This is a genomic window from Pseudomonas sp. USTB-Z (assembly GCF_019691255.1).
Lineage (GTDB): Bacteria > Pseudomonadota > Gammaproteobacteria > Pseudomonadales > Pseudomonadaceae > Aquipseudomonas > Aquipseudomonas alloputida.
This window is the reverse complement of record NZ_JAECZP010000021.1, coordinates 81815-105168: the sequence shown is the minus strand read 5'-3', so window position 1 is coordinate 105168 and position 23354 is coordinate 81815. Positions and strand designations below refer to the sequence as shown.

The 23354-nt window shown below is 63.3% G+C and carries 25 protein-coding genes; 3 read left to right on the top strand and 22 right to left on the bottom strand.

All coding sequences use genetic code 11. The features are described from left to right. Positions 1-203: 203 nt before the first annotated feature. From I8746_RS21510 to ccmA, 10 genes are read right to left on the bottom strand one after another with little or no spacing between them, the layout of a single operon-like run. Complete coding sequence (locus I8746_RS21510) at positions 204-620, bottom strand: hypothetical protein (RefSeq protein ID WP_004577461.1); 417 nt, start codon at positions 618-620, stop codon at positions 204-206. 12 nt (positions 621-632) lie between these two features. Next, complete coding sequence (ccmI, locus tag I8746_RS21505; RefSeq protein WP_221101043.1) at positions 633-1829, bottom strand: c-type cytochrome biogenesis protein CcmI; 1197 nt, start codon at positions 1827-1829, stop codon at positions 633-635. Continuing rightward, entirely contained in the window at positions 1822-2298 is a 477-nt protein-coding gene (locus I8746_RS21500) for a cytochrome c-type biogenesis protein (RefSeq protein WP_014860172.1), read from the bottom strand. The genes ccmI and I8746_RS21500 overlap by 8 nt, the downstream gene beginning before the upstream one ends. Continuing rightward, positions 2295-2831, bottom strand: a complete 537-nt coding sequence (locus I8746_RS21495) for a DsbE family thiol:disulfide interchange protein (protein ID WP_003254377.1) — start codon at positions 2829-2831, stop codon at positions 2295-2297. The genes I8746_RS21500 and I8746_RS21495 overlap by 4 nt, the downstream gene beginning before the upstream one ends. Then, positions 2828-4816 (bottom strand): heme lyase CcmF/NrfE family subunit, encoded by a 1989-nt coding sequence (locus I8746_RS21490; RefSeq protein ID WP_221101042.1) that lies wholly within the window; start codon positions 4814-4816, stop codon positions 2828-2830. Before I8746_RS21490 ends, I8746_RS21495 begins: the two co-directional genes overlap by 4 nt. Further along, a complete protein-coding gene (ccmE, locus tag I8746_RS21485; RefSeq protein ID WP_003254379.1) occupies positions 4813-5268 on the bottom strand; it encodes a cytochrome c maturation protein CcmE in 456 nt (151 codons plus the stop codon). The genes I8746_RS21490 and ccmE overlap by 4 nt, the downstream gene beginning before the upstream one ends. Further along, positions 5265-5441, bottom strand: coding sequence for a heme exporter protein CcmD (gene ccmD / locus I8746_RS21480; protein ID WP_221101041.1), 177 nt, complete (start codon positions 5439-5441; stop codon positions 5265-5267). Before ccmD ends, ccmE begins: the two co-directional genes overlap by 4 nt. After that, the gene (locus I8746_RS21475) at positions 5438-6205 is read right to left on the bottom strand and encodes a heme ABC transporter permease (RefSeq protein ID WP_012051654.1); all 768 of its coding nucleotides are present in this window, start codon (positions 6203-6205) and stop codon (positions 5438-5440) included. Before I8746_RS21475 ends, ccmD begins: the two co-directional genes overlap by 4 nt. 46 nt (positions 6206-6251) lie before the next feature. Further along, positions 6252-6920 (bottom strand): heme exporter protein CcmB, encoded by a 669-nt coding sequence (ccmB, locus tag I8746_RS21470; protein WP_012051653.1) that lies wholly within the window; start codon positions 6918-6920, stop codon positions 6252-6254. After that, positions 6917-7549: a cytochrome c biogenesis heme-transporting ATPase CcmA gene (gene ccmA / locus I8746_RS21465; RefSeq protein ID WP_003254385.1), complete on the bottom strand. Its 633-nt coding sequence runs from the start codon at positions 7547-7549 to the stop codon at positions 6917-6919. The genes ccmB and ccmA overlap by 4 nt, the downstream gene beginning before the upstream one ends. 238 nt (positions 7550-7787) lie before the next feature. On the opposite strand from ccmA, the gene I8746_RS21460 reads away from it, so the two are divergent. From I8746_RS21460 to I8746_RS21450, 3 genes are all read left to right on the top strand, one after another. Next, positions 7788-9344, top strand: a complete 1557-nt coding sequence (locus tag I8746_RS21460; protein WP_221101040.1) for a flagellar hook-length control protein FliK — start codon at positions 7788-7790, stop codon at positions 9342-9344. Continuing rightward, positions 9341-9679 carry an EscU/YscU/HrcU family type III secretion system export apparatus switch protein gene (locus I8746_RS21455; protein ID WP_014755796.1) on the top strand — a complete coding sequence of 113 codons (339 nt, stop codon included), beginning with the start codon at positions 9341-9343 and terminating at the stop codon, positions 9677-9679. The genes I8746_RS21460 and I8746_RS21455 overlap by 4 nt, the downstream gene beginning before the upstream one ends. A 67-nt stretch (positions 9680-9746) precedes the next feature. After that, positions 9747-12458 carry a dermonecrotic toxin domain-containing protein gene (locus tag I8746_RS21450; RefSeq protein WP_017148174.1) on the top strand — a complete coding sequence of 904 codons (2712 nt, stop codon included), beginning with the start codon at positions 9747-9749 and terminating at the stop codon, positions 12456-12458. A gap of 107 nt (positions 12459-12565) precedes the next feature. On the opposite strand, the gene I8746_RS21445 is transcribed toward I8746_RS21450, so the two are convergent. The 12 genes from I8746_RS21445 to fleN form a co-directional block, all read right to left on the bottom strand. Then, positions 12566-12961, bottom strand: coding sequence for a DUF2802 domain-containing protein (locus I8746_RS21445; protein ID WP_012051649.1), 396 nt, complete (start codon positions 12959-12961; stop codon positions 12566-12568). 1 nt (position 12962) lies between these two features. Further along, positions 12963-13442 (bottom strand): chemotaxis protein CheW, encoded by a 480-nt coding sequence (locus tag I8746_RS21440; protein ID WP_003254393.1) that lies wholly within the window; start codon positions 13440-13442, stop codon positions 12963-12965. 41 nt (positions 13443-13483) lie between these two features. Beyond that, a complete protein-coding gene (locus I8746_RS21435; protein ID WP_012051648.1) occupies positions 13484-14380 on the bottom strand; it encodes a CheW domain-containing protein in 897 nt (298 codons plus the stop codon). Beyond that, entirely contained in the window at positions 14380-15168 is a 789-nt protein-coding gene (locus I8746_RS21430) for a ParA family protein (protein ID WP_003254396.1), read from the bottom strand. Before I8746_RS21430 ends, I8746_RS21435 begins: the two co-directional genes overlap by 1 nt. 223 nt (positions 15169-15391) lie before the next feature. Then, positions 15392-16249, bottom strand: coding sequence for a flagellar motor protein MotD (motD, locus tag I8746_RS21425; protein WP_012051647.1), 858 nt, complete (start codon positions 16247-16249; stop codon positions 15392-15394). 3 nt (positions 16250-16252) lie between these two features. Further along, complete coding sequence (locus I8746_RS21420; protein WP_003254399.1) at positions 16253-16993, bottom strand: flagellar motor protein; 741 nt, start codon at positions 16991-16993, stop codon at positions 16253-16255. After that, complete coding sequence (locus tag I8746_RS21415) at positions 16993-18105, bottom strand: chemotaxis response regulator protein-glutamate methylesterase (RefSeq protein WP_003254400.1); 1113 nt, start codon at positions 18103-18105, stop codon at positions 16993-16995. Before I8746_RS21415 ends, I8746_RS21420 begins: the two co-directional genes overlap by 1 nt. A gap of 46 nt (positions 18106-18151) precedes the next feature. Then, the gene (locus I8746_RS21410) at positions 18152-20395 is read right to left on the bottom strand and encodes a chemotaxis protein CheA (protein ID WP_012051646.1); all 2244 of its coding nucleotides are present in this window, start codon (positions 20393-20395) and stop codon (positions 18152-18154) included. A 12-nt stretch (positions 20396-20407) separates the two neighbouring features. Then, complete coding sequence (locus I8746_RS21405) at positions 20408-21196, bottom strand: protein phosphatase CheZ (RefSeq protein ID WP_003254403.1); 789 nt, start codon at positions 21194-21196, stop codon at positions 20408-20410. Between the two features lie 21 nt (positions 21197-21217). Continuing rightward, positions 21218-21592: a chemotaxis response regulator CheY gene (locus I8746_RS21400; protein WP_010955070.1), complete on the bottom strand. Its 375-nt coding sequence runs from the start codon at positions 21590-21592 to the stop codon at positions 21218-21220. A 107-nt stretch (positions 21593-21699) separates the two neighbouring features. Further along, positions 21700-22440 (bottom strand): RNA polymerase sigma factor FliA, encoded by a 741-nt coding sequence (gene fliA / locus I8746_RS21395; protein ID WP_088513374.1) that lies wholly within the window; start codon positions 22438-22440, stop codon positions 21700-21702. Continuing rightward, positions 22437-23270, bottom strand: coding sequence for a flagellar synthesis regulator FleN (gene fleN / locus I8746_RS21390; RefSeq protein ID WP_003254408.1), 834 nt, complete (start codon positions 23268-23270; stop codon positions 22437-22439). Before fleN ends, fliA begins: the two co-directional genes overlap by 4 nt. Positions 23271-23354 lie beyond the last annotated feature (84 nt).

Below are 23354 nucleotides of genomic sequence, written 5' to 3'. Positions count from 1 at the left end.
CGGGGTTCCCTCGCTACGGTCTTGCTCCCGGGAGTACGCGCTGCAGGCCCCATCCATGGGGCCTCAGCGCTTGACGGGCATCCATGCCCGTCACCTCCCTTCGCAAGCCCTCCGCTCGGCCTCCTGAAGTCGCAATCTGCGTCGCCTGAACTATCGCGCGCTTACAAGCAAAAGCAGAAACAGAAACAGAAACAGAAACAGCGTTACTGTGCGAACGCGCGCCCTAACCCACCGGGTACACCACTGCTGTCAGTTTCCTGCCAAGGCCCATTCGGGCTCAACGACCAACTCCAGCCGTTATCAAACCGATAGTACGTACGCTGCCGGTAGAAGGTATTGGGCTGTTTCTCCAACACATATACACCCAGCTTGGGATCCCAGTGGCTTGCCCCGCCAGGCGGTGGCGCAAAGCTGGCCGAGGTACGCGGCATGGGCTTGGGTATCGCCGCCGGCTTGCTCGGCTGAGTGGAAGGCTGCCTGCCCGGCAAGGGCTTGACCACCGGCCCCGAAGGCGGCACACGCTCGATCGGTGGCGCGGGCTGCTCGTACGGCTCATGCACCGTACACGCAGACAAACCCAGGGCCAGGGTAATCAGGGTCAGGCGGACGGTGCTGTGCATGGCATTGCTCTCTTACTGGTCTGGAGTGTCGATGGTCAGGCGCTGGGTAGCCTGGGTGGCGCTAGACAACGGAGCACCCCGGCCAACCCACTCACCCTGGGTAGGCTGACCCGCGCGTGAAACACGTGCAACCAGTTGGACTTCGGCATACTGCGACAGTTTCATCTGCGGCATCATCGCATCAGCATCAGACAACTCCACCTCGATCGGCAACTGCGCCACGGTCACCCGCTTGGCCGCCAGTGGCATCGGCGGGCCATTGCTGGCGCGAGCGAAGATAAATACCGTGTCGTCCGGCTGAACCTTGTCCTTCAAGGCAGCCGCCAGTTCCACCCGCACTTTCAGGCGAGCCGCCACAGGTGCAGGCTCGGTAGCCTGCACTGGCGCGCCACCCAAGCGCTCGGCGGCGCGGTCGATCCCCCCCTGCAGGGCCCCTCGCGATGCATCACCTTCTGGCAACTGCGCCAGCAAGCGCTTCCAGTAGTCGATGGCTTCCTGATAGCGCTCGCCTTCAAACGCGGCAATACCGCGCAGGCCCAGGCTGGTCACCTCGTTGGGGTCCGCCTTCAGCGCTTCGTCAGTCAGCGCCTGCAATTGCGGGCTCCACTGCTTGTTGGCGGCAAAGTACAGCGACTGCGCCCACTGCCCCAGCAGCTCGGGCTGACGACCAGCCAAGGCCACGGCCCGTTCGAACGTACGCGCGGCATCGGCCGGGCGCTGCTCGGCCATGTAGGCCCGGCCAAGGAAATACATGGCCTCGGCCGAATCCGGCTGGGCCTGCACCACGCGTTCAAGGCGCGTGGTCATTTCTTCCATCGACTTGGGAGCCTCGGCAAACTCCTGGGTCAGCGCCACCTTGTCGGCCGCCCCAAAATGCAGGTACAGCCCCAGCGCCATCAGCGGTACCAGTACCGCAGCCAGCAGCGGCAGGGCCTTGCCCAAATGCCCCTGGCGCGGGGCCTCGGCGCCTTCGGTATCGGCCAGCAGCTCGCGGGCAGCCTCGTCCCGGCCCTTGGCCATCTGCGCCTCATCGAGCACACCGGCGGCTTGTTGGGCCGCCAGCTCGGCGACACGTTCCTGGTAAAGGGCCACGTTCAAGGCCGTGCGGTCTTCTTCCTGCTGGCGACGGCGGCCACGCAAGATCGGGAGCAGCAAAAAGCTGAGGGCAGCGAGCAGCAGAAGGCCCGCGCTAAGCCAGAATTCAATCATGGGTCTGTTCTTTTTCCAGCAGTTTGGCGAGACGCTCGCGTTCTTCGGCAGACAACTCATCGGCGCCCTGCACGGCCGTAGCACGGCGCCGGCGTACGATCACCGCCAGCACCACGAAGCCACCGGCCAGCAAGATCCCCGGGCCAAACCACAGCAGCCAGGTACGCCCGCTGAGCGCCGGCTTGTAGCGCACGAAGTCGCCATAGCGGTCGACCATGAAGTCGATGATCTGCTGGTTGCTCTGGCCTTCGCCAAGCATGCGGAAGATTTCTCGGCGCAGGTCGGCAGCAATCGGCGCGTTGGAGTCGGCAATATCCTGGTTCTGACACTTGGGGCAGCGCAGTTCCTTGGTCAACTCTTGGTAACGCTCGCGCTCTGCCTCGTCGCGAAACTGGTAGGTGTCGATAGCCGCCTTGGCCACACCGGCCAGGCTCATGCCCAGCACCGCAGCTGCCAGCCAACGCCTCATGGCTTGGCCTCATCAATCAGGCCCTGGTACAACGGCGCCAGCTGTTCACGCCAGACCGTGGCATCGACGATGCCGACGTGCTTGTAGCGGATGATGCCCTTGGCATCGATCAGGAAGGTTTCCGGCGCCCCATACACCCCAAGGTCCAGGCCCAGGCTGCCCTGTTCGTCACGAATATCCAGCTGATAGGGGTTGTGGAACTCGGCCAACCACTTCTGCGCGGCGGCGTTGTCATCCTTGTAGTTGACCCCATGGATCACCACCCCCTGCTGTGCCAGCTGGTTCAGGTACGGGTGCTCGACCTTGCACGACGGGCACCAGGTGGCCCACACGTTGACCAGTGCCGGGCGCCCCTGCAAGTCGGCCTGAGTCAGGGTGCGGTCCCCCTGTGTCGACGCCAGGGAAAACACCGGGAACGGTTTGCCGATCATTGCCGAAGGCAGCTCGTCGGGCTTGAGGAAAAGCCCCTTGTAGAGGAAGACCGCCACCAGCAGGAACACTGCAAGGGGCACTACCATGATCCAACGCTTCATGCAGCTGCTCCAGACACGCCCAGGACATCACGCACCCGGGTCTTGACCTTGACGCGGTAGCGCCGGTCGAGGGCCGCCAGCAACCCGCCCAGGCCGGTCAGCAGACCGCCCAGCCAGATCCAGCGGACGTAAGGCTTAATATGTACGCGCACAGCCCAGGCGCCATTCTCCAGTGGCTCGCCAAGCGCGACGTACAGGTCGCGGGTAAAGCCGGCGTCGATGCCCGCTTCGGTCATCATCGACTGTTGCACGGTGTACAGGCGCTTCTCCGGGTACAGTGTGGTCACTTCACGGCCATCGCGGCTGACCACGATGGTGCCCTTGTCAGAGATGAAGTTCGGCCCCTCGAAGTGCTTGGCGCCCTGGAACAGGAAGTGATAGCCACCCAGCTCCACGCTTTCGCCCGGCGCCATGCGCAGGTCGCGCTCGGCGCTGTTGTTGCTGGACAGCACCACGCCCAGCGCACACACCGCCAGGCCCAGGTGCGCCAGTTGCATGCCCCAGTAGCTGCGGCCCAGGCCCGGCAGGCCTTTGACCAGGCCCTTGTGGCGGGTCTTGTCGAAAATGTCACGCAGCCCGCCAAGCACTACCCAGGCGGCCAGGGCGAAGGCCGTCAGCGTCGGCCAGTCGAAGTCGTCGACGATAAAGCCGGCAACCGGGGCAAGGATGGCACTGCCGATCAATACCGGGGTCATCATGCTGACCAACCATTTGCCCGGGGTGTCCTTCCAGCGCACCACCACGCCCACGCTCAGCACCACCATCAGCAGCGCCATCAGCGGCAGGAACAAGGCGTCGAAATAGGGCGGGCCGACCGACAGCTTGGCCCCGGTCAGGGCATCGAGCACCAATGGGTACAGGGTACCGAGCAGAATCATCGAAGCTGCGACCACCAGCACCAGGTTGTTGGCCAGCAGCAGCGTTTCACGCGACCACAGGGCGAAACCGACCTGGCTCTTGACCACCGGTGCGCGCAGGGCGAACAGGGTGAGCGACCCGCCGACCACGAACAGCAGGAAAAACAGGATGAAAATACCCCGCGACGGGTCGGCGGCAAACGCGTGCACCGAGGTCAGCACCCCGGAACGCACCAGGAAGGTACCCAGCAGGCTCAGCGAGAATGCGGCAATTGCCAGCAGCACCGTCCAGCTCTTGAATACCCCACGTTTCTCGGTCACCGCCAGCGAGTGGATCAGTGCGGTGCCCACCAGCCAAGGCATGAACGAGGCGTTTTCCACCGGGTCCCAGAACCACCAGCCACCCCAGCCCAGTTCGTAGTAGGCCCACCACGACCCCAAGGTGATGCCAACACCCAGGAAAGCCCAGGCGACGATGGTCCACGGCCGCGACCAGCGCGCCCAGGCAGCGTCCAGCCGGCCGCCGAGCAAGGCGGCAATGGCGAACGCGAAGGCCACCGAGAAGCCCACATAGCCCATGTAGAGCATGGGTGGGTGAACGATCAGGCCAAAGTCCTGCAGCAGCGGGTTAAGGTCACGGCCATCGGTCGGCACCTGCGGCAGCAGGCGCTGGAACGGGTTGGAAGTAATGATCAGGAAGCTCAGGAAGCCCACGCTGATCATGCCCATTACCGCCAGCACGCGGGCCAGCATCACCTGCGGCAACTGCCGGGAGAACACCGACACGGCAAAGGTCCAGCCGCCGAGGATCAGCGCCCAAAGCAGCAACGAACCCTCATGGGCGCCCCACACCGCACTGAACTTGTAGTACCAGGGCAAGGCGCTGTTGGAGTTGCTGGCCACATAGGCGACCGAGAAATTGTCTGTCATGAAGGCATGGGTCAGGCAGGCAAAGGCAAACGCCAGGAAGGCGAACTGCCCCCACGCTGCCGGCCGCGCCAGGCTCATCCACAGGCTGTCGCCACGCCACGCGCCAAGCAACGGCACACTGGCCTGTACGACGGCAAAGCAGATGGCCAGAATCATCGCTAACTGGCCCAGTTCGGGGACTACCAGTGTTGCGTTCATGGCTTCGTCTCTCCGCCGGCAGCGGCCTGGCCGCTTTCCTTCAGGGCCTTGGTGACTTCGGGCGGCATGTATTTCTCGTCGTGCTTGGCCAGCACTTCATCGGCTACCACCACACCGTCGGCATTGAGCTTGCCAAGGGCGACGATGCCCTGCCCTTCGCGGAACAGGTCGGGGAGGATGCCGCGGTAGGTGATGGGTACCGACTTGTTGAAGTCGGTTACCACGAAACGCACGTCCAGCGAGTCGGCCGAACGCTGCACCGAGCCTTTCTCCACCATGCCGCCGGCGCGGATGCGCGTGTCCAGCGGGGCTTCGCCGTTGGCGATCTGGGTCGGTGTATAGAACAGGTTGATGTTCTGCTGCAATGCGCTCAAGGCAAAGCCGACGGCAACCCCGACGCCGACCAGCAGGCCGACGATGAGCAACAGGCGTTTCTTGCGCTGCGGATTCACTGGTTGTTCTCCCGGCGCAAACGGCGCGCCTCTTCTTGCAAATAGCGACGACGAGCCAGCAGTGGCGCACCGACATTCAGCGCCAGCACCGCCAGGCAGATGCCATAGGCCGACCACACGTACATGCCATGGTGGCCCATGGCGAGAAAGTCACCGAAGGTGGCAAAGCTCATTGTGTGGCCCTCCGCCCCAGGCTGTTCAATACTTCGTCCCTGACCCAACTGGCGCGTGCTTCGCGCTTGAGCACTTCAAGGCGCATGCGCAGCAGCAGTACGGCGCCGAAGAAACAGTAGAAACCCAGCGCCGTGCACAACAGCGGCAGCCACATTTCGGCCGGCATCGCCGGCTTTTCGGTAAGGGTGAAGGTGGCGCCCTGGTGCAGGGTGTTCCACCACTCCACTGAATACTTGATGATCGGGATATTCACCACACCGACAATCGCAAGCACCGCACAGGCCTTGGCTGCACTGTCACGATTACTGATCGCCTGGCCCAGCGCAATAATGCCGAAGTACAGGAACAGCAGGATGAGCATGGACGTAAGGCGGGCATCCCACACCCACCAGCTGCCCCAGGTCGGTTTGCCCCAGATGGCGCCGGTAACCAGCGCCACGGCGGTCATCCAGGCGCCAATGGGCGCGGCACATTGCAGGGCAACGTCGGCCAGTTTCATCTTCCACACCAGCCCCACCACCCCGGCCACCGCCAGTAGCACATAGCAGGACTGCGCCAGCATCGCCGCCGGCACGTGGATATAGATGATGCGGAAGCTGTTGCCTTGCTGGTAGTCCTGGGGGGCGAAGGCCAGGCCCCAGGTGATGCCGACCAGCAGCAGGAGCACGGCAGCACCGGCCAGCCACGGCAGCATGCGGCCGCTGATGGCATAGAACCATTTCGGGGAGCCCAGCTTGTGGAACCACGTCCAGCTTATTTTCATCAGGGTACATCCAGGGTATTTGCCGGGCTTGAGAGCCCGGGACTCGTTATTCGCCGACGCTGATCTTCAGGCCGGCCGCTATCGCAAAGGGTGCCAGGGTAACGGCCAGGGCCGTCAGGCTGGCGAGCCAGAGCAGATGGCCGGTTGCCGGCATATTTTGCAACGCCGCTTGCAACGCACCACTGCCCAGGATCAATACAGGGATATACAACGGCAGAATCAGCAACGCCAGTAACAAACCTCCGCGTTTAAGGCCGACTGTCAGTGCCGCACCTACCGCGCCCAGCAAGCTCAATACCGGCGTCCCCAGCAGCAGCGAACCGAGCAGCACCGGCAGGCAATGGCTAGGCAGCCCCAGCATCAGTGCCAGCAGTGGCGCCAACAATACCAGCGCCAGCCCGGAAAAGATCCAGTGCGCCAGCACCTTGGCCAGCACCAGCAACGCCAGTGGGTGCGGCGACAGCACCCATTGCTCCAGCGAGCCGTCTTCGAAATCGCTGCGGAACAGGCCGTCCAGCGACAACAACACGGCCAGCAACGCCGCCACCCAGACCAGGCCCGGCGACAAGGTTTGCAACAATTGGCTCTCTGGGCCGACCGCCAGCGGGAACATGGCCACGACAATGGCGAAGAACACCAACGGGTTGGCCAGTTCGGCCGGGCGACGGAACAGCAGGCGCGCTTCGCGGCGCAGTAATAAAATGAATACGCTCATGCAGCCCATTGCCCCAGGTTCAGTTCTCGGTAACCGGAGGGCTTGCGTTCCAGTGTGTGGTGAGTCGTCAGCACCACCGTGCCGCCCTGCTCGCAGTGGGCTGCCAGGTGCGCTTCAAGCTGCGCCACGCCTTGCTTGTCCAGCGCGGTGAACGGCTCGTCAAGAATCCATAGCGGCGGGCAAGCCAGGTGCAGCCGGGCCAGCGCCACGCGGCGCTGCTGGCCGGCCGACAGGGTATGGCAGGGGACGTCTTCGAAACCGCGCAGGCCGACAGCCTCCAGCGCCGCCCAGATCGCCTCGCGGCTGGCCGGCTGGTGCAAGGCGCACAGCCAGGTGAGATTTTCCTCGGCGGTGAGCAAGTCCTTGATGCCGGCGGCGTGGCCAATCCACAGCAGGGCGCTGGCCAGGGCATGACGCTGTTCTGCCAGTGGCTTGCCACCCAGCAGAATCTGCCCGGCCGTCGGCTGCATCAGCCCGGCCAACAGGCGCAACAGGCTGGTCTTGCCACTGCCGTTGGGGCCACTGATCTGCAGCATGTCACCGGCGCCCAGCTCGAAATCGAGCTGTTCGAACAGCAGGCGCCAGTCGCGCTCGCAGGCCAGGCCTGCGGCTTGGAGGTGAAGGGTCACGGTTTCGCCTTATCTTCAGTAGGGCTTTGGAGCGGCGTCGCCTGTTTCGCGGGTGAACCCGCTCCCACAGAACCCTGTAAGAGCGGGTTCACCCGCGAAGCAGCCAACATCGCTCCAGAACCCTTGTGTCTCAAGTCGCCCCGCGCGCTGCCGTTATACTGGCAACCACGGGCGCTCGGCATTATTACACGCGCCGCCGCGCTGCCAAGAGGCCGGGCTCGACAGGTTGTATACAATCATGACTGAAATCAATAGTCTCGGCGCACAAACCGCGATCAACAGCCAAGCCATGAAGGCGGGCACGACCGGCGAACTGCTGCGCCTTATCCAGGCGCAGCCCGGGCTGCTGGCCCCCGGCGAAACCGCGCAAGCCGAGGTTTTATCGTTGCGCCAGACGGGCCAGGACTTTCAGCTGGTGCTAAGGCTGATGCAGGCCAACGGCGTGCAGACCCAACTGCAGGCCAACGCCAGCCAGCCGCTGCCCCAAGGCAGCCAGATCACCGTCAGCCAGACCGAAAGCAATCGCCTGGCGATCATGTTGCAACAGGCCAGCGCCAGCCAGGTCGCCACCCTCACCCAGCTGGACACCAGCAAGGTGCCGGTCGGCACCTTGCTGCAAGGCAAGGTCCTGACCAACCAGCCGCTGGCCCAGGCACCCGGCCAACCGGCCGTGTACCGGGCGCTGGTCAGCTTGCTCAACAGCACCCAGGCCGGTGCCACGCTGAGCATCGACAGCCCGCGCCCGCTGGCCATTGGCAGCCTGCTCAGCGCCCTGGTGCAGGGTGATCAGTCATTGCGCTTCGTGCCGCTCAGCGGCAGGCAGGACCAACTCAGCATTGCCCAACAGCTGCTGACACAGCAAAACCGTCAAGCCTCGCTGCCCGGCCTGCTCAACGCCCTGCAACAGCTCACCCGCGACCCAGGCATCGATGGCGAGCTGCGCGCCAGCGCCGAACGCCTGCTGGCCGGCCTGCCGGACGCCCGACAACTGGGCGACGCCAAGGCAGTGGCCCAGGCCTTGAACAACAGCGGCAGCTTTCTCGAAGCGAAGCTGCTGAGTGGGTCAACCGCCAGCGTCGACACCGACCTCAAAGCGCATTTACTGCGGCTGATGGCACAGGCCCCTGCCCTCCCGGCAGGGGCCACCACTCTGAGCCCCGCCAGCCTGGCCCTGACCATGCCGATACTGGCGCGCAGCGCACTGGGCATGCTCGAGCGGGTCAGCCCCAAGCCGCAGCCGGGCGCGTTCCCATTACCGTCGCGCCTGCTCAAGGCCCTGGAAGAGGAAGGCGACCTGCAACAGCTGCTGCGCCTGGCTGCCGCTGCCATTTCACGTTTGCAGAGCCACGCCATGAGCAGCCTGCAACAAACCGGCACGCTGGAAAACGGCAACCTGCAGACCACCTGGCAAACCGAAGTGCCGATCCGCCACGGCCAGGACTTCATCCCGCTGCAAGTCAAACTGCAGCGCGAAGAAACCCCACAACAACAGGCCGACCGCCAACATGAAGCCCAAAACCCTCGGCAAGCCCTGTGGCGCATCGAGCTGGCCTTCGACTTGTCCCCACTCGGCCCCCTGCAAGTGCAGGCGCAACTGAGCGAGGGCCGCCTGAGCGGGCAGCTATGGGCAGAGCGCGAGCAGACCGCGCGGTTGATCGACGCCCAGCTTGGCGCGCTGCGCGCGCGCCTGGTGGCCCGAGGCCTGGAAGTCGGCGACCTGGAGTGCCACCCGGGCATCCCGCCGCAGGGGCCACGCACACGGATGGAACAACGCTGGGTGGACGAAACCGCATGAACGATACGACACCACGCCAAGCCATAGCGCTGAACTACGACGGCCATCAGGCACCGACCCTCACCGCCAAGGGCGACGAGGACCTGGCCGAGGCCATCCTTGCGCTCGCCCGCGAACACGAAGTGCCGATCTACGAAAACGCCGAGCTGGTGCGCCTGCTGGCGCGGCTGGAGCTGGGCGATCAAATACCCGAAGCGCTGTACCTGACCATTGCCGAAATCATCGCCTTCGCCTGGCAACTGCGCGGCAAGGTACCCGCCGGCTTCGATGATCCGCGCCCGACAGAACGCGATATCACCCCACCATTGCCCCCGCTGCCCGGCACTGGCAAGTAACTATCTACCACCCCCTCCCCCACCATGCGCCCAACCTTGTCGGCCTCCCACGTACAAGGTGACCGTCATGATCGACAGCAGAATCAACGCCAAGGGCGTGCAGTTCGTAGTAGACCATCTGGCCAACATCCCACGCCCGGACCGCGAAGCCAATCGCTTGATCCGGCAGTGGCTTGCCGGGCAAGGTGTGCATATCGACCCCGATCGCGTCGATGTGGTCACCCTGCACTACCGGCCGGATGACCAAGGGTATGTGGCAGCGATCCAGCAGACCCAGAGCATGACCCAGGCGCTGCTGGGCAACTGGCAAGGGGAGTCCGATAACAACCTCATCGGCGCGCTGTTCGCCAACCCTTGGGCAGGCACCTTCCCCCAAGGGCCGTTGAAGCTGGTCGATCGCCTGCCAGCGCTGGGCTTTGGCCATCAGGGCGCAGCCTTCGAAGTGTACAACGGCCTGTTCCAGCGATCGTCCCCCGCCCGTTACGATGCCTCGACCCACGTTCAGGTACCGGCTGAAGCTTTCCAGCGGTTCATAGAAGCGCTGGACTTTCACCAGCCATTCAAAGCCATGCTCGACGCTTACTGGCAGGAGCATCAGGACAGTCACCGCCTGGCCAGCAAGCTCAATTTCATCGCCGCCTGCAACGCCCAGGTCAGCCAGGGGCGCCTGAGTGATGCCGCCAGGGAGCTGGCATGGCAAGCCGCCGGCATGATGCCGCAGCGCTTCAAGATACGGGTGAGCACGCTGAGCATCTATGGCTATGCGGCCACCGACCTGCTGTACATCAATGCCCCCCACAGCGATCTGACCCTGCTGTACATGCCAGGTAACAGCTCGCCCTTGCTCGAATTCGCCAGCGAGAACCTGCTCAAGGACTGGGTGGGCGATCAGTGCAAGGACCCCGCCCGACGCGAGGCACTCAAACAACACTTCAGGCTCGCCGACCGCCCTCAGGGCCTCGATTTCAGCGGCCTGGACACCGCGCTCGAGGGCCTTGGCGACTATCCGGACCGGCACCGGTTGCCACCTGAACATGGTTATTTCAACGATGATGGCGTCTGGCCCCCCAGAACCTACGTGAACTACAAACCTGGCAAGTACAACCCCAAACTGACCGGGGATATGTTCGCAGCCCTGACCGAGCGCCAGCGCCAGCGCAGCTACGACGATGCCGATTTTGTCATCACCACCGATAGCCAGGTTACCAAAGCCAAATGGCGAGGCTACCTCACCAATACGCTCAACCTGCTAGCGCCACTGTGCCTGGTGGTGCCGGGGCTGGCGCCACTGCTGGCGCTCGGTGGCATTGCCCAGTTGGGCCTGGGCCTGGATCAGGTGATCAACGGCCACAGCCTGAAAGCCAAACAGGACGGGGTGGGCGACATCGCCTGGGGGCTGTTCAACGCCGTACCGCTGGCAACGGAGGGCACAGCAGGCATCAAGGCCCTGTTCGAGTTCAAAAGCGATGGTTTTGTCATGCCGCGCGAGGTCAACGGGCAGCTCGGCTATCCGCTAAGCCCGACCAGTCCACCACGGCTTCCCGAGCCAGAAGGCGCAGAGTACTTCCACCACCACGAGCCGATTACACCGCTTGACGAAGGCGACCCGGCTGTTGCCGGCGCGGTGATACGCTTGCCACACTACGATGGCGAACTGGACGACCTGGAATGCAGCATCGAAACCTACAATGCACGCGTGGTCTATGACCTGGAGCACGACGCATTCATCATCAAGGAAACCGTCAACGAGGTCGAGCCGCAAGCCTACATCGCAGTGCCTGGCAGCCGTGACCTTGTGGCGCTCGACAGGCAGCGCCCAGTCACCGACGCCATGCGCACCCGCACCTTGCGCGCGCTGGGTGTCGACCTGCCACTGCCCGTCACCATTCCGACACCGGCCCCGGACAGCGCCCCCATCCCCAAACTTATCTCCAGCCTCTGGGTCGGCGACAAAGTCATAAGCGAGCCATTGCTGGCCAACCTTGCCGCCAACGCCGCGCGCCTGAGCGACAGTGAATACAGCATGCGCCTGTTTCTGTCGAAGGCTTCGCCTACCGCCTACGAACAGAACGCAAGGCTATTGGCAGCCCGGGCGCCAGGGCTGCAGGTATTGCCGCTTGAAGAGCAAGGCTTCTTCCGGGCCTTCCGCCAGAGCCGCTATTACCCGCAGTACGAGGCAGCGCTGGATGGCAACGGTGGCATCGCCACCAATTACGCGTCTGCGACCGATGTGCTGCGCTACCGGATGCTGCACCATGAGGGTGGGCTGTACATGGACGTGGACGACTTCCTGCTGCCGGACGGCAAGGGCGAAACGATCGATCAGGTCGAGCTGCGCACCCCACCCGATGGGCTGCTGCTGCCACCGCCGATGTCCAACGAGAAGATGAGCATGAATTGCCTGTACAACACCAGCCTCATTGGTAGCCACCCAGGCAACCCACTGCTGGATGCGATCTCCGATGAAATGCTCGCACGTTTCCAGACCCATGCAGACTTCTACGAAAGCCGACCGAGCCTGGAACAGGACCCGAGCGGTTTCTATCGCTATGCCAACACGCTCAGCTATCTCACCGGGCCGGCGCTGCTCACTGAAGTGGTCGATCGCCATCTACCCGGGTTGCGGACCCTGCGCCAGATCATCAACCTGCACACCATGCCACGTGTCAACACCTATCCATTCATCAACCCTTCGCAAGCCAATACAGCCCTGAAGCAACTGCTGCCCCTGAACCGGTTCGCCGGCGTGGGCGGCAATCACTCCTGGGTTCGCAACTGAAATGAACAGCGGTTACTGAACGGGCCTGGCGACACCTTTCAAATCGAGCGACGCATGGGCGGCGCTCGATTTCCCAGGCGACGCACCTGCTGCCGAGGGTACCCCCGTCAAGGAGCCCGATACACCTTGCTCATCAACTCCGCCTCGGCCTGGGTCAGGCCGCAGCTCTGGGTCAACTCATCGATACTCGCCCCCATCCCCACCAGCTTGGCCGCCTGGCTAAAGGTAACGTTGCTGGGGTCGCGCTGCTCCAGGCGCTCCAGCCGGTCTGGCAGGGTAGCCACCGTCGCACGCAGCTCATGGATGGCCTCCCCCATGCGCACCGTGCCGTTCTGGTAGTCATCCAGACGCTTGGCCAAGTCCTTGATGCGCTGGTCACGCAGCGCATCGCCCTCGGCCTGCTGCGCAGCCAGCTCGCGCTGGCGCTTGCTGTAGTTGAGGAAAAACCACAGGCTCAGCGCCCAGGCCAGCGCCAGGAAGATGACAGCAACCTCTAGGATCAACTCAGATGTTCTCCAGCTCGGACCACTCTTCCTCGGTCATCATCTTGTCCAGTTCGACCAGGATCAGCAGTTCGCCATTCTTGTTGCACACGCCCTGAATGAACTTGGCCGACTCTTCGTTACCCACGTTCGGCGCGGTCTCGATTTCGGACTGGCGCAGGTAAACCACTTCGGCCACGCTGTCGACCAGAATGCCGACCACTTGCTTGTCGGCTTCGATGATGACGATACGGGTGTTGTCGGTCACTTCGGTCGGCATCAGGCCAAAACGCTGACGCGTGTCGATCACCGTCACCACGTTACCGCGCAAGTTGATGATGCCCAGCACGTAGCTCGGCGCACCCGGCACCGGGGCAATCTCGGTGTAGCGCAGTACTTCCTGCACCTGCATCACATTGATGCCGTAGGACTCGTTGTCCAGACGGAAGGTAACCCACTGCAGGATCGGATCTTCGGAACCTTGTGCAGACGACTTTTTCATTCCCCTACCCTCAAAATCCGCCGTTGGCGGTATGTTCTGTGTCATTTCTGTTTGGCGTGCATCTGCTTGACCGCACCGCTGGCGATCAGCTCGGCCAGTGCGGCGACGTCGAGCAGTGCGCACATGTGTTCGATTACGGTGCCGGCCAGCCAGGGGCGCTGGCCACGCTGGCTGCGCCACTTGATCTCCGACGGGTCCAGGCGCAGCGAGCGGCTGACCTGATGCACCGCCAGCCCCCATTCGTAGCCCTGTACCGAAATCACGTATTGCAGGCCCTGGCGAAAATCATCGCGGTAGCGGTCGGGCATTACCCAACGCGCAGTGTCCAGCACCTTCAGGTTGCCGGCCTGGCAGGTCAGGATGCCGAGGAACCAGTCGGGCTGGCCGAACAGTGGCGTCAGCTCCTGGCCAGCCAGGGTGTAGATCGAGCCCAGGCACACCAACGGCACCGCCAGGGTCAGGCCGGCAACGTCGAACAGCAGGCATTCGAACGGCTCGGCCGCCCACACCGGACGACCGTCGACAGTGGCCGGGGGTACGGGCAGGTTGGGTGCCGGCAGATGCACATCGACCAGCGGCACAGCCGGTTCCACGGTTTGTTCTTCGACCAGTACCGGGATGCTGGCTTCGGCCACGACCTCCTGCTCGACCACCGTCACCACCGGGGCTTCCACCGGCATCACGCTGGGCAGTACCGCCAGACGGGGTTCGGCGAACGGCCGCGGGGCAAAGCTGGCGGCGGCGGCTTCGGCGGGCTCAGGCCGGGCTGGCTGCCGGGCATCGCGTGCCTGCTCCTCGCGCACCGCCTCGGCGAACTCATCCGCCACTGCCGGCTGCTCGCTCAGGTCTTCGGCCTCGGTGGCCTCCTGCAGCAGGCCGTCCAGGTACGATTGCAGGGCCATCTGGGGCCGGGTGCTGGTTTGCCGGGTTTGAGTCATCAGGCCACCTGCACTGCGGTCTTGTAGGTGAGCAGGTGCTTGAGCAGCGCCCGGTAGGCGATCAACCCACGGCTCTTGCTGTCGAACTGCGAAGGCGTGACGCCCTTGCGACTGGCATCACGCAGGCGCGTATCCACCGGGATGTAGCCCTGCCACACATGCTGCCCGTAGGTGTCACGCAGCAACTTGAGGGTGCCCAGCGACGCCTGGGTACGACGGTCGAACAGGGTCGGCACGATCTGGTACGGCAGCGCCTGCTTGCGCGAACGGTTGACCATGGCCAGGGTGCCGACCATGCGCTCCAGGCCCTTCACCGCTAGGAATTCGGTTTGCACCGGGATCACCAGCTGCTGGCTGGCGGCCAGGGCATTGACCATCAGCACACCCAGCAAGGGTGGGCTGTCGATCAGGGCATAGTCGAAATCCTGCCACAGCTGCGCCAGACTCTTGGCGATTACCAGGCCCAGGCCATTCTGCCCTGGCGACTGGCGCTCCAGCACCGCCAGGGCGGTACTCGACGGCAGCAGCGAAATGCGCTCATCGCTGGTGGGCAGCAGCAGTTGCCCGGGCAAGCCTTCGGGCACCGTGCCCTTGTGCAGGAACAGGTCGTAGCAGCTGTGCTCCAGGGCGTCCGGGTTGTGCCCGAAGTAGCTGGTCATCGAGCCGTGCGGGTCGAGGTCGACGACGACCACGCGCTTGCCGGCCTCGGCCAGCAGGCCGGCCAGGGCAATGGTAGTGGTGGTCTTGCCGACACCACCTTTTTGATTGGCTACTGCCCAGACTCTCATCAAGCAAACTCTATCTATTGATTTGGCAGGGACACTGTAGAAACAACCGTCATGCGCAAAACTTCAAAGCTCGCACGCCCCTCTGTGGGAGCGGGCAAGCCCGCGAACACCGGCGTAGCCGGTGCCATTCACCGAGTCGCTGGCTTCGCGGGCATGCCCGCTCCCACAGGGGGCGGCGGCACATTCAAAATCGTGTTCGTATCAGCGACGGGGAATTGACGTATCACGGCCTCGCTACCGTTGCTTGTATTGCCGGTGCACTTTGTGTGCCAGCACGGCGCAATGCGGCATCCGGTGTGGCATTGGCGCTGCCCGAGCCTGTCAGGCTGCGGCGCACTTCCAGGTTACGGGAAATCACCAGCACCACCCGGCGGTTGCGTGCGCGCCCTTCGGCGGTATCGTTGCTGGCCACGGGCTGGTACTCGCCGTAGCCCACCGAAGCCATGCGTGCCGGGTTGACGCCCTCCATGGCCAGCAGGCGCACGATGCTGGCCGCGCGCGCCGAGGACAACTCCCAGTTGGTGGGGTACTGCGCGGTGCGGATCGGCAGGTTGTCGGTGAAGCCTTCGACGTGCACCGGGTTGGCGAACGGCTTGAGGATGTTGGCCACCTTCTCGATGATCGCAAACGCCTTGTCACTGGGCATCGCATCACCGCTGCCAAACAGCAGCGATGAGTTGAGCTCGATCTCCACCCACAGCTCGTTGCCGCGCACAGTCATCTGGTCGCTGTTGATCAGGTCGCCGAAGGCATCGCGCACGTCATCGCTGATGGTTTTCAACGGGTCGACATTGGTCGCCGCCAGGCCCGCTTCGGTCTGCTCGCTGTCTTTGACCAGCGGTTCGGCCGGGCGCACGCTCAGCGGCTGCTCATCGCCAATCGGGATCGGCTTCATGCTGCGCTCGGGGTCGTTGAATACCCCTAGCAAAGCCTGGGAAATAACCTTGTACTTACCCTCGTTGATCGAGGAAATGGAATACATCACCACGAAGAAGGCGAACAGCAACGTGATGAAGTCGGCGTACGACACCAGCCAGCGCTCGTGGTTTTCGTGTTCCTCGGTATGACGACGGCGACGCATGGGTTACTCCATGAAGCCTTGCAGCTTCAGCTCGATCGAGCGCGGGTTTTCACCTTCGGCAATCGACAGCAGGCCTTCGAGCAGCATTTCACGGTAGCGCGACTGGCGCATGACGATGGCCTTGAGCTTGCTGGCGACCGGCAATAGCACAAGGTTGGCACTGGCCACACCGTAAATGGTGGCGACAAAGGCCACGGCAATGCCATTGCCCAGTTGCGACGGGTCGGCCAGATTGCCCATCACATGGATAAGGCCCATGACCGCCCCGATGATGCCGATGGTCGGCGCATAGCCGCCCATGCTTTCGAATACCTTGGCTGCCTGGATGTCACGGCCTTCCTGGGTAAGGAAGTCGACCTCAAGGATGCTGCGGATTGCTTCCGGCTCGGCACCGTCCACCAGCAGTTGCAGGCCCTTGCGCGCATAGGGGTCGGGCTCGCTGTCCGCTACCCCTTCCAGGCCCAGCAGGCCTTCTTTGCGAGCGGTCAGGCTCCAGTTCACCACACGGTCGATGCCGCCCGCCAGATCGACCCGCGGTGGAAACAGGATCCAACGCAAAATCTGCAAGGCACGCTTGAACGACGACAGCGGCGACTGCAACAACGCCGCCGCCAGGGTGCCTCCCAGCACGATCAGAGCCGCCGGGCCATTGACCAGAGCACCGACATGACCGCCTTCAAGGAAGTTGCCACCGACGATGGCAACGAAAGCCAGAATCAGACCGATCAGGCTGAGGACGTCCATCAGACGCACGCCTCCACCAGGTGCTTGCCGATTTCATCCAGGCTGTACACGGCATCCGCCAGGTTGGCCTTGACGATGGCCATGGGCATGCCATAAATCACGCAGCTGGCTTCATCCTGGGCCCACACCGTGCTGCCCCCCTGCTTGAGCAGGCGCGCGCCCTCGCGGCCATCGGCGCCCATGCCGGTGAGCACCACCGACAACACCTTGTCGCCGTACGACTTGGCCGCCGACCCGAAGGTGATGTCCACGCACGGTTTGTAGTTCAGGCGCTCGTCGCCGGGCAGGATCTTCACCGTGCCACGGCCATCGATCATCATCTGCTTGCCACCGGGGGCCAGCAGGGCCAGGCCCGGGCGCAGCATGTCGCCGTCTTCGGCTTCCTTGACGCTGATGCGGCACAGCTTGTCCAGGCGTTCGGCAAACGCTTTGGTGAACGCCGCCGGCATGTGCTGGATCAACACGATCGGCGCCGGGAAATTGGCCGGCAGCTGGGTCAGTACCCGCTGCAGCGCCACCGGCCCCCCCGTGGAGGTACCGATGGCCACCAGTTTGTAGGGTTTGCGCTTGGGTGCCGGCGACTGCGAGGCCGCCGGTGTCGGGGCCGCTGCACGGGCAGGCGCTGCCGGGCGCGTCTGCGCCTGGCTGGCGAAGGTGCTGGCCGGCGCTGGCGCGGCGACCGGCGCCGTTCTGGCATAGCTGCCGATCCGGCGGTTGCTGCGCGAAATGGTGTGCACCTTCTCGCACAGCAACTGCTTGACCTTGTCAGGGTTGCGCGAGATGTCCTCGAAGTTTTTCGGCAGGTAGTCCACTGCGCCGGCATCCAGCGCGTCAAGGGTGACGCGGGCGCCTTCATGGGTCAGCGACGAGAACATCAATACGGGCGTCGGGCAGCGCTGCATGATGTGCCGCACGGCGGTAATGCCATCCATCATGGGCATTTCGTAGTCCATGGTGATCACATCGGGCTTGAGCGCCAGCGCCTGGTCGATTGCTTCCTTGCCGTTGGTCGCGGTACCCACTACCTGGATCGTTGGATCCGCCGAGAGGATTTCCGAGACACGGCGGCGGAAGAAACCAGAATCATCCACCACCAGGACCTTGACTGCCATAAACACTCCATTAGGCGGCGCAACCCGCCAGGGCGCGCCACCGAAATCAAATACGCCGCGCGGCGTAACGCTTGAGCATGCTCGGGACGTCGAGAATCAACGCGATGCGACCGTCGCCGGTAATGGTGGCCCCGGACATGCCCGGGGTGCCTTGCAGCATCTTGCCCAGCGGCTTGATGACCACTTCTTCCTGGCCCACCAGTTGGTCAACGACAAAACCGATGCGCTGGGTGCCGACCGACAGAATCACCACGTGGCCTTCGTGCTGCTCTTCGTGCACCTGGCCCTGGACCAGCCAGCGCTTGAGGTAGAACAGCGGCAGCGCCTTGTCGCGCACGATCACCACTTCCTGGCCGTCCACCACGTTGGTGCGCGACAGGTCGAGGTGGAAGATCTCGTTGACGTTGACCAGCGGGAAGGCGAACGCCTGGTTGCCCAACATCACCATCAGGGTGGGCATGATCGCCAGGGTCAGCGGCACCTTGATGACGATCTTGGAGCCTTGGCCCTTGGCCGAGAAAATGTTGATCGAGCCGTTGAGCTGGGAGATCTTGGTTTTCACCACGTCCATGCCCACGCCACGCCCGGACACATCGGAAATCTCGGTCTTGGTCGAGAAGCCAGGGGCGAAGATCAGGTTGTAGCAGTCCGACTCGCTCAGGCGCTCGGCGGCGTCCTTGTCCATCAGGCCCTTTTCCACGGCCTTGGCGCGCAGGATGTTCGGGTCCATGCCCTTGCCGTCGTCCGAGATCGACAGCAGGATGTGGTCGCCTTCCTGTTCGGCCGACAGCACTACGCGGCCGGTACGTGCCTTGCCAGACGTTTCACGCTCCTCGGGCATCTCGATACCGTGGTCGACCGCATTGCGCACCAAGTGCACCAGCGGGTCGGCCAAGGCTTCTACGAGGTTCTTGTCAAGGTCGGTCTCTTCGCCGACCAGCTCCAGATTGATCTCTTTCTTCAACTGGCGCGCCAGGTCGCGGACCAGGCGCGGGAAGCGGCCGAAGACTTTCTTGATCGGCTGCATACGGGTTTTCATCACCGCGGTCTGCAGGTCGGCGGTGACCACGTCAAGGTTGGACACGGCCTTGGACATGGCCTCGTCGCCGCTGTTCAGGCCCAGGCGCACCAGGCGGTTACGCACCAGCACCAGTTCGCCGACCATGTTCATGATCTCGTCCAGGCGCGCGGTATCGACGCGTACCGTGGTTTCCGCTTCGCTGGCGGCATGCTTTTCGGCGGCCGGGGCCGGCGCGCGAGGCGCCGCGGCAGGTTTGCTGGCCGGCGAAGGCGCTGGCGCGGCAGCGGGCTTGGCCACCGGCGGGCTTTCGGCCTTGGCGGCAGCCGGCGCTTGCGCCTGGACAGCAGCCGGGGCCTCTACAGCGGCAACATCGCCACCGAACTTGCCCTTGCCGTGCAACTGGTCCAGCAGGGCTTCGAACTCGTGCTCGCTGATTTCATCGCTGGCGGCACTGTTGTCGGGTGCGGCAGGCGCTGGTGCCTGGGCGGCTGGCAAGGCGCCAGCCTGGAAGGTGCCCTTGCCATGCAGCTGGTCGAGCAGCGATTCGAATTCGGCGTCGGTGATCTCATCACTGACCGCTTCGCTGCTGACGGCCACCGGCGGCGCGGCAACCTCGGCATTGAACTGGCCCTTGCCGTGCAACTGGTCGAGCAGTGATTCGAACTCGGCGTCGGTGATTTCATCACCCGCACCGCTGACAGTCTCGCCCTGCATCTGCTCGTCGGCCGCCGCTTGCGCCTTGACCGCATCGAGCGAATCAAGCAACTGCTCGAATTCGCTGTCAGTGATGTCCTGGTGTTGCTCCTCGGCCTCGGCCGGCGCGGCAACCGACACGTCGGCAACCGGTGCCGGTGCAGGCGCTGCAACAGTTTCGGCTGCGCCAGGTTCGGCCAGGCGCGACAACGCTGCCAGCAGTGCAGGGGTGGCCGGTGTCACTTCGGCACGCTCGCGCACCTGGCCAAACATGCTGTTGACCGTATCCAGTGCCTCGAGCACCACATCCATCAGTTCCGCATCGACCCGGCGCTCACCTTTGCGCAGGACGTCGAACACGTTCTCGGCGATATGGCAGCACTCCACCAGCTCGTTCAACTGGAGGAAGCCGGCGCCCCCTTTTACAGTGTGGAAACCGCGAAAGATCGCATTGAGCAGGTCGGCATCGTCAGGTCGGCTTTCCAGCTCGACCAGTTGCTCGGACAATTGCTCAAGTATTTCGCCGGCTTCTACCAGGAAATCCTGGAGGATTTCTTCATCGGCGCCGAAGCTCATCAAACGTGCTCCTTAAAAACCAAGGCTGGACAGCAGATCATCGACATCGTCCTGACCGGACACGACGTCTTCACGCTTATCGGCATGAATCTGCGGACCTTCACCCCGAGTCGGATGTTTTTCTCGATCTTTTTCTGCACGCAATTGATCGTGGTCATGTTTTATACCGGCAAAGCGGTCGACCTGGCTGGCCATCAGCACCAGCTTGAGCAGGTTGCTTTCCACCTCGGTCACCAGTGCGGTGACGCGCTTGATCACCTGGCCGGTCAGGTCCTGATAGTCCTGGGCCAGCAAAATGTCATTGAGGTGCCCGGAAACCTTGCGGTTACCCTCGGCGCTGTGCGTCAGGAAACTGTCGACGCGCTTGACCAGATCACGGAATTCCGGCGCAGCCACTTCGCGGCGCATGAAGCGCTGCCAGTCGGTGCTCAGGGCCTTGGCCTCGCTGGCCAGCTCATTGAGCACCGGTGTGCTTTCCTCGACCAGGTCCATGGTGCGGTTGGCCGCGCCCTCGGTCAGCTTGACCACATACGACAGGCGCTCGGTGGCGTCGGTAATTTGCGACACCTCTTCTGCCTGCGGCATGGTGGGGTCGATCTGGAAACTGACGATGGCACTGTGCAGCTCGCGAGTCAGCTTGCCGACTTCCTGGTACAGGCCGCGGTCGCGGGTCTGGTTCAGTTCGTGAATCAACTGCACCGCCTCGCCGAAACGGCCCCGCTCCAGGCTTTCGACCAACTCCTGGGCATGCTTCTTCAGGGTCGACTCGAACTCGCCCAAAGACGTTTGTGATGAATCCATGACGCGCCCCCCTGACGTGACTCAGCCGTTGACGCGTTCGAAGATCTTCTCGATCTTCTCTTTGAGCACCTGAGCGGTGAACGGTTTGACCACGTAACCATTGACGCCGGCCTGTGCCGCTTCAATGATCTGGTCGCGCTTGGCTTCAGCGGTCACCATCAAGACCGGCATGCTTTTCAGCTTGTCGCTGGCACGCACTTTACGCAGCAGGTCGATGCCGGACATGCCCGGCATGTTCCAGTCGGTCACCAGGAAGTCGTAGTGACCGTTTTCCAGCATCGGCAACGCCGTGGTGCCGTCATCGGCTTCGTCGGTGTTGGTGAAACCCAGGTCACGCAACAGGTTCTTGATGATCCGCCGCATCGTCGAAAAGTCGTCAACGATGAGGATTTTCATGTTCTTGTCCAATTAGACCTCCAAGCAGTCTCAAACGCGCTCGGCCTACCGAGCACGCACTCATTCAATTCGGTACAACGTGGAAAACGACTGCAACGACAGTGGGCTCAACGCACCCGCCATTCCCCCAGGCGGCTGCGCAGGCGCGCGGCACATTGGCTGTGCAACTGGCTGACCCGCGACTCGCTGACACCCAGCACCTCACCGATTTCCTTGAGGTTCAGCTCTTCGTCGTAGTACAGCGCCAGCACCAGGCGCTCACGCTCCGGCAGGTTGGCGATAGCCTCGGTCAGGGCAGCCTGGAAGCGCTCCTCCTCCAGGCCGCGCGCAGGTTCGACCTGGCCACTGGCGCCATCCTCATGCAGCCCTTCGTGCTCGCCGTCCTGCAACAGGTCGTCAAAGCTGAACAGGCGGCTGCCCAGGGTATCGTTCAAGATCCCGTAGTAATCATCGAGACTCAATTGGAGTTCGGCAGCAACTTCATGATCTTTAGCGTCACGGCCTGTTCTGGCCTCAACTGCACGCATGGCATCACTGACCATACGGGTGTTGCGGTGTACCGAACGCGGTGCCCAATCGCCTTTGCGCACTTCGTCCAGCATGGCCCCGCGGATGCGGATGCCGGCGTAGGTCTCAAAGCTGGCGCCCTTGCTGGCGTCGTATTTGTTGGCCACTTCCAGCAGGCCGATCATGCCGGCCTGGATCAGGTCCTCGACTTGCACATTGGCCGGCAACCGCGCCAACAGGTGGTACGCGATGCGCTTGACCAGCGGGGCGTAGCGTTCGATCAGCTCGTACTGGGCGTCCTTCGCCGCCCGGCTGTACATCTTGAAGCCACTGGCGTTCATAGTACGGGTCCCGCGCTGGTGGGTTGCACCAAGCGCTCGACAAAGAACTCCAGATGGCCGCGCGGATTGGCCGGCAGCGGCCAGCTGTCGACCTTCTGGGCAATCGCCTTGAAGGCCAGCGCGCACTTGGAGCGAGGGAAGGCTTCGTAGACGGCACGCTGCTTCTGCACCGCCTTGCGCACGCACTCGTCGTACGGCACGGCACCCACGTACTGCAGGGCAACGTCAAGGAAGCGGTCGGTGACCTTGGTCAGCTTGGCAAACAGGTTGCGCCCTTCCTGCGGGCTCTGCGCCATGTTGGCCAACACACGGAAACGGTTCATGCCATAGTCGCGATTGAGCAGCTTGATCAACGCGTAGGCGTCGGTAATCGAGGTAGGTTCATCACACACCACCAGCAGCACTTCCTGGGCGGCGCGAACGAAGCTGACCACCGAGTCACCGATACCCGCAGCGGTATCGATCACCAACACATCGAGGTTGTCGCCGATTTCGCTGAACGCCTGGATCAGCCCGGCATGCTGGGCCGGGGCCAGATGCACCATGCTCTGGGTACCCGAGGCTGCCGGTACGATGCGCACACCGCCGGGGCCCTGCAGCATCACGTCACGCAGCTCGCAACGCCCTTCAATCACATCGGCGAGGGTACGTTTGGGGGTAAGGCCCAGCAACACGTCGACATTGGCCAGGCCCAGGTCGGCGTCCAGCAGCATGACCCTGCGGCCAAGCTCGGCCAGCGCCAGGGACAAGTTCACTGAAACGTTAGTCTTGCCGACGCCACCTTTGCCACCGGTCACGGCGATCACCTGTACGGGATGCATGCTACCCATGTCTGTTCTTTACCTTGTCTCGCTGGGACTCAGGCCACACGTAGGGCAATTCTGCGTGCCCCTTGGCATAGCGACTTTGCACAC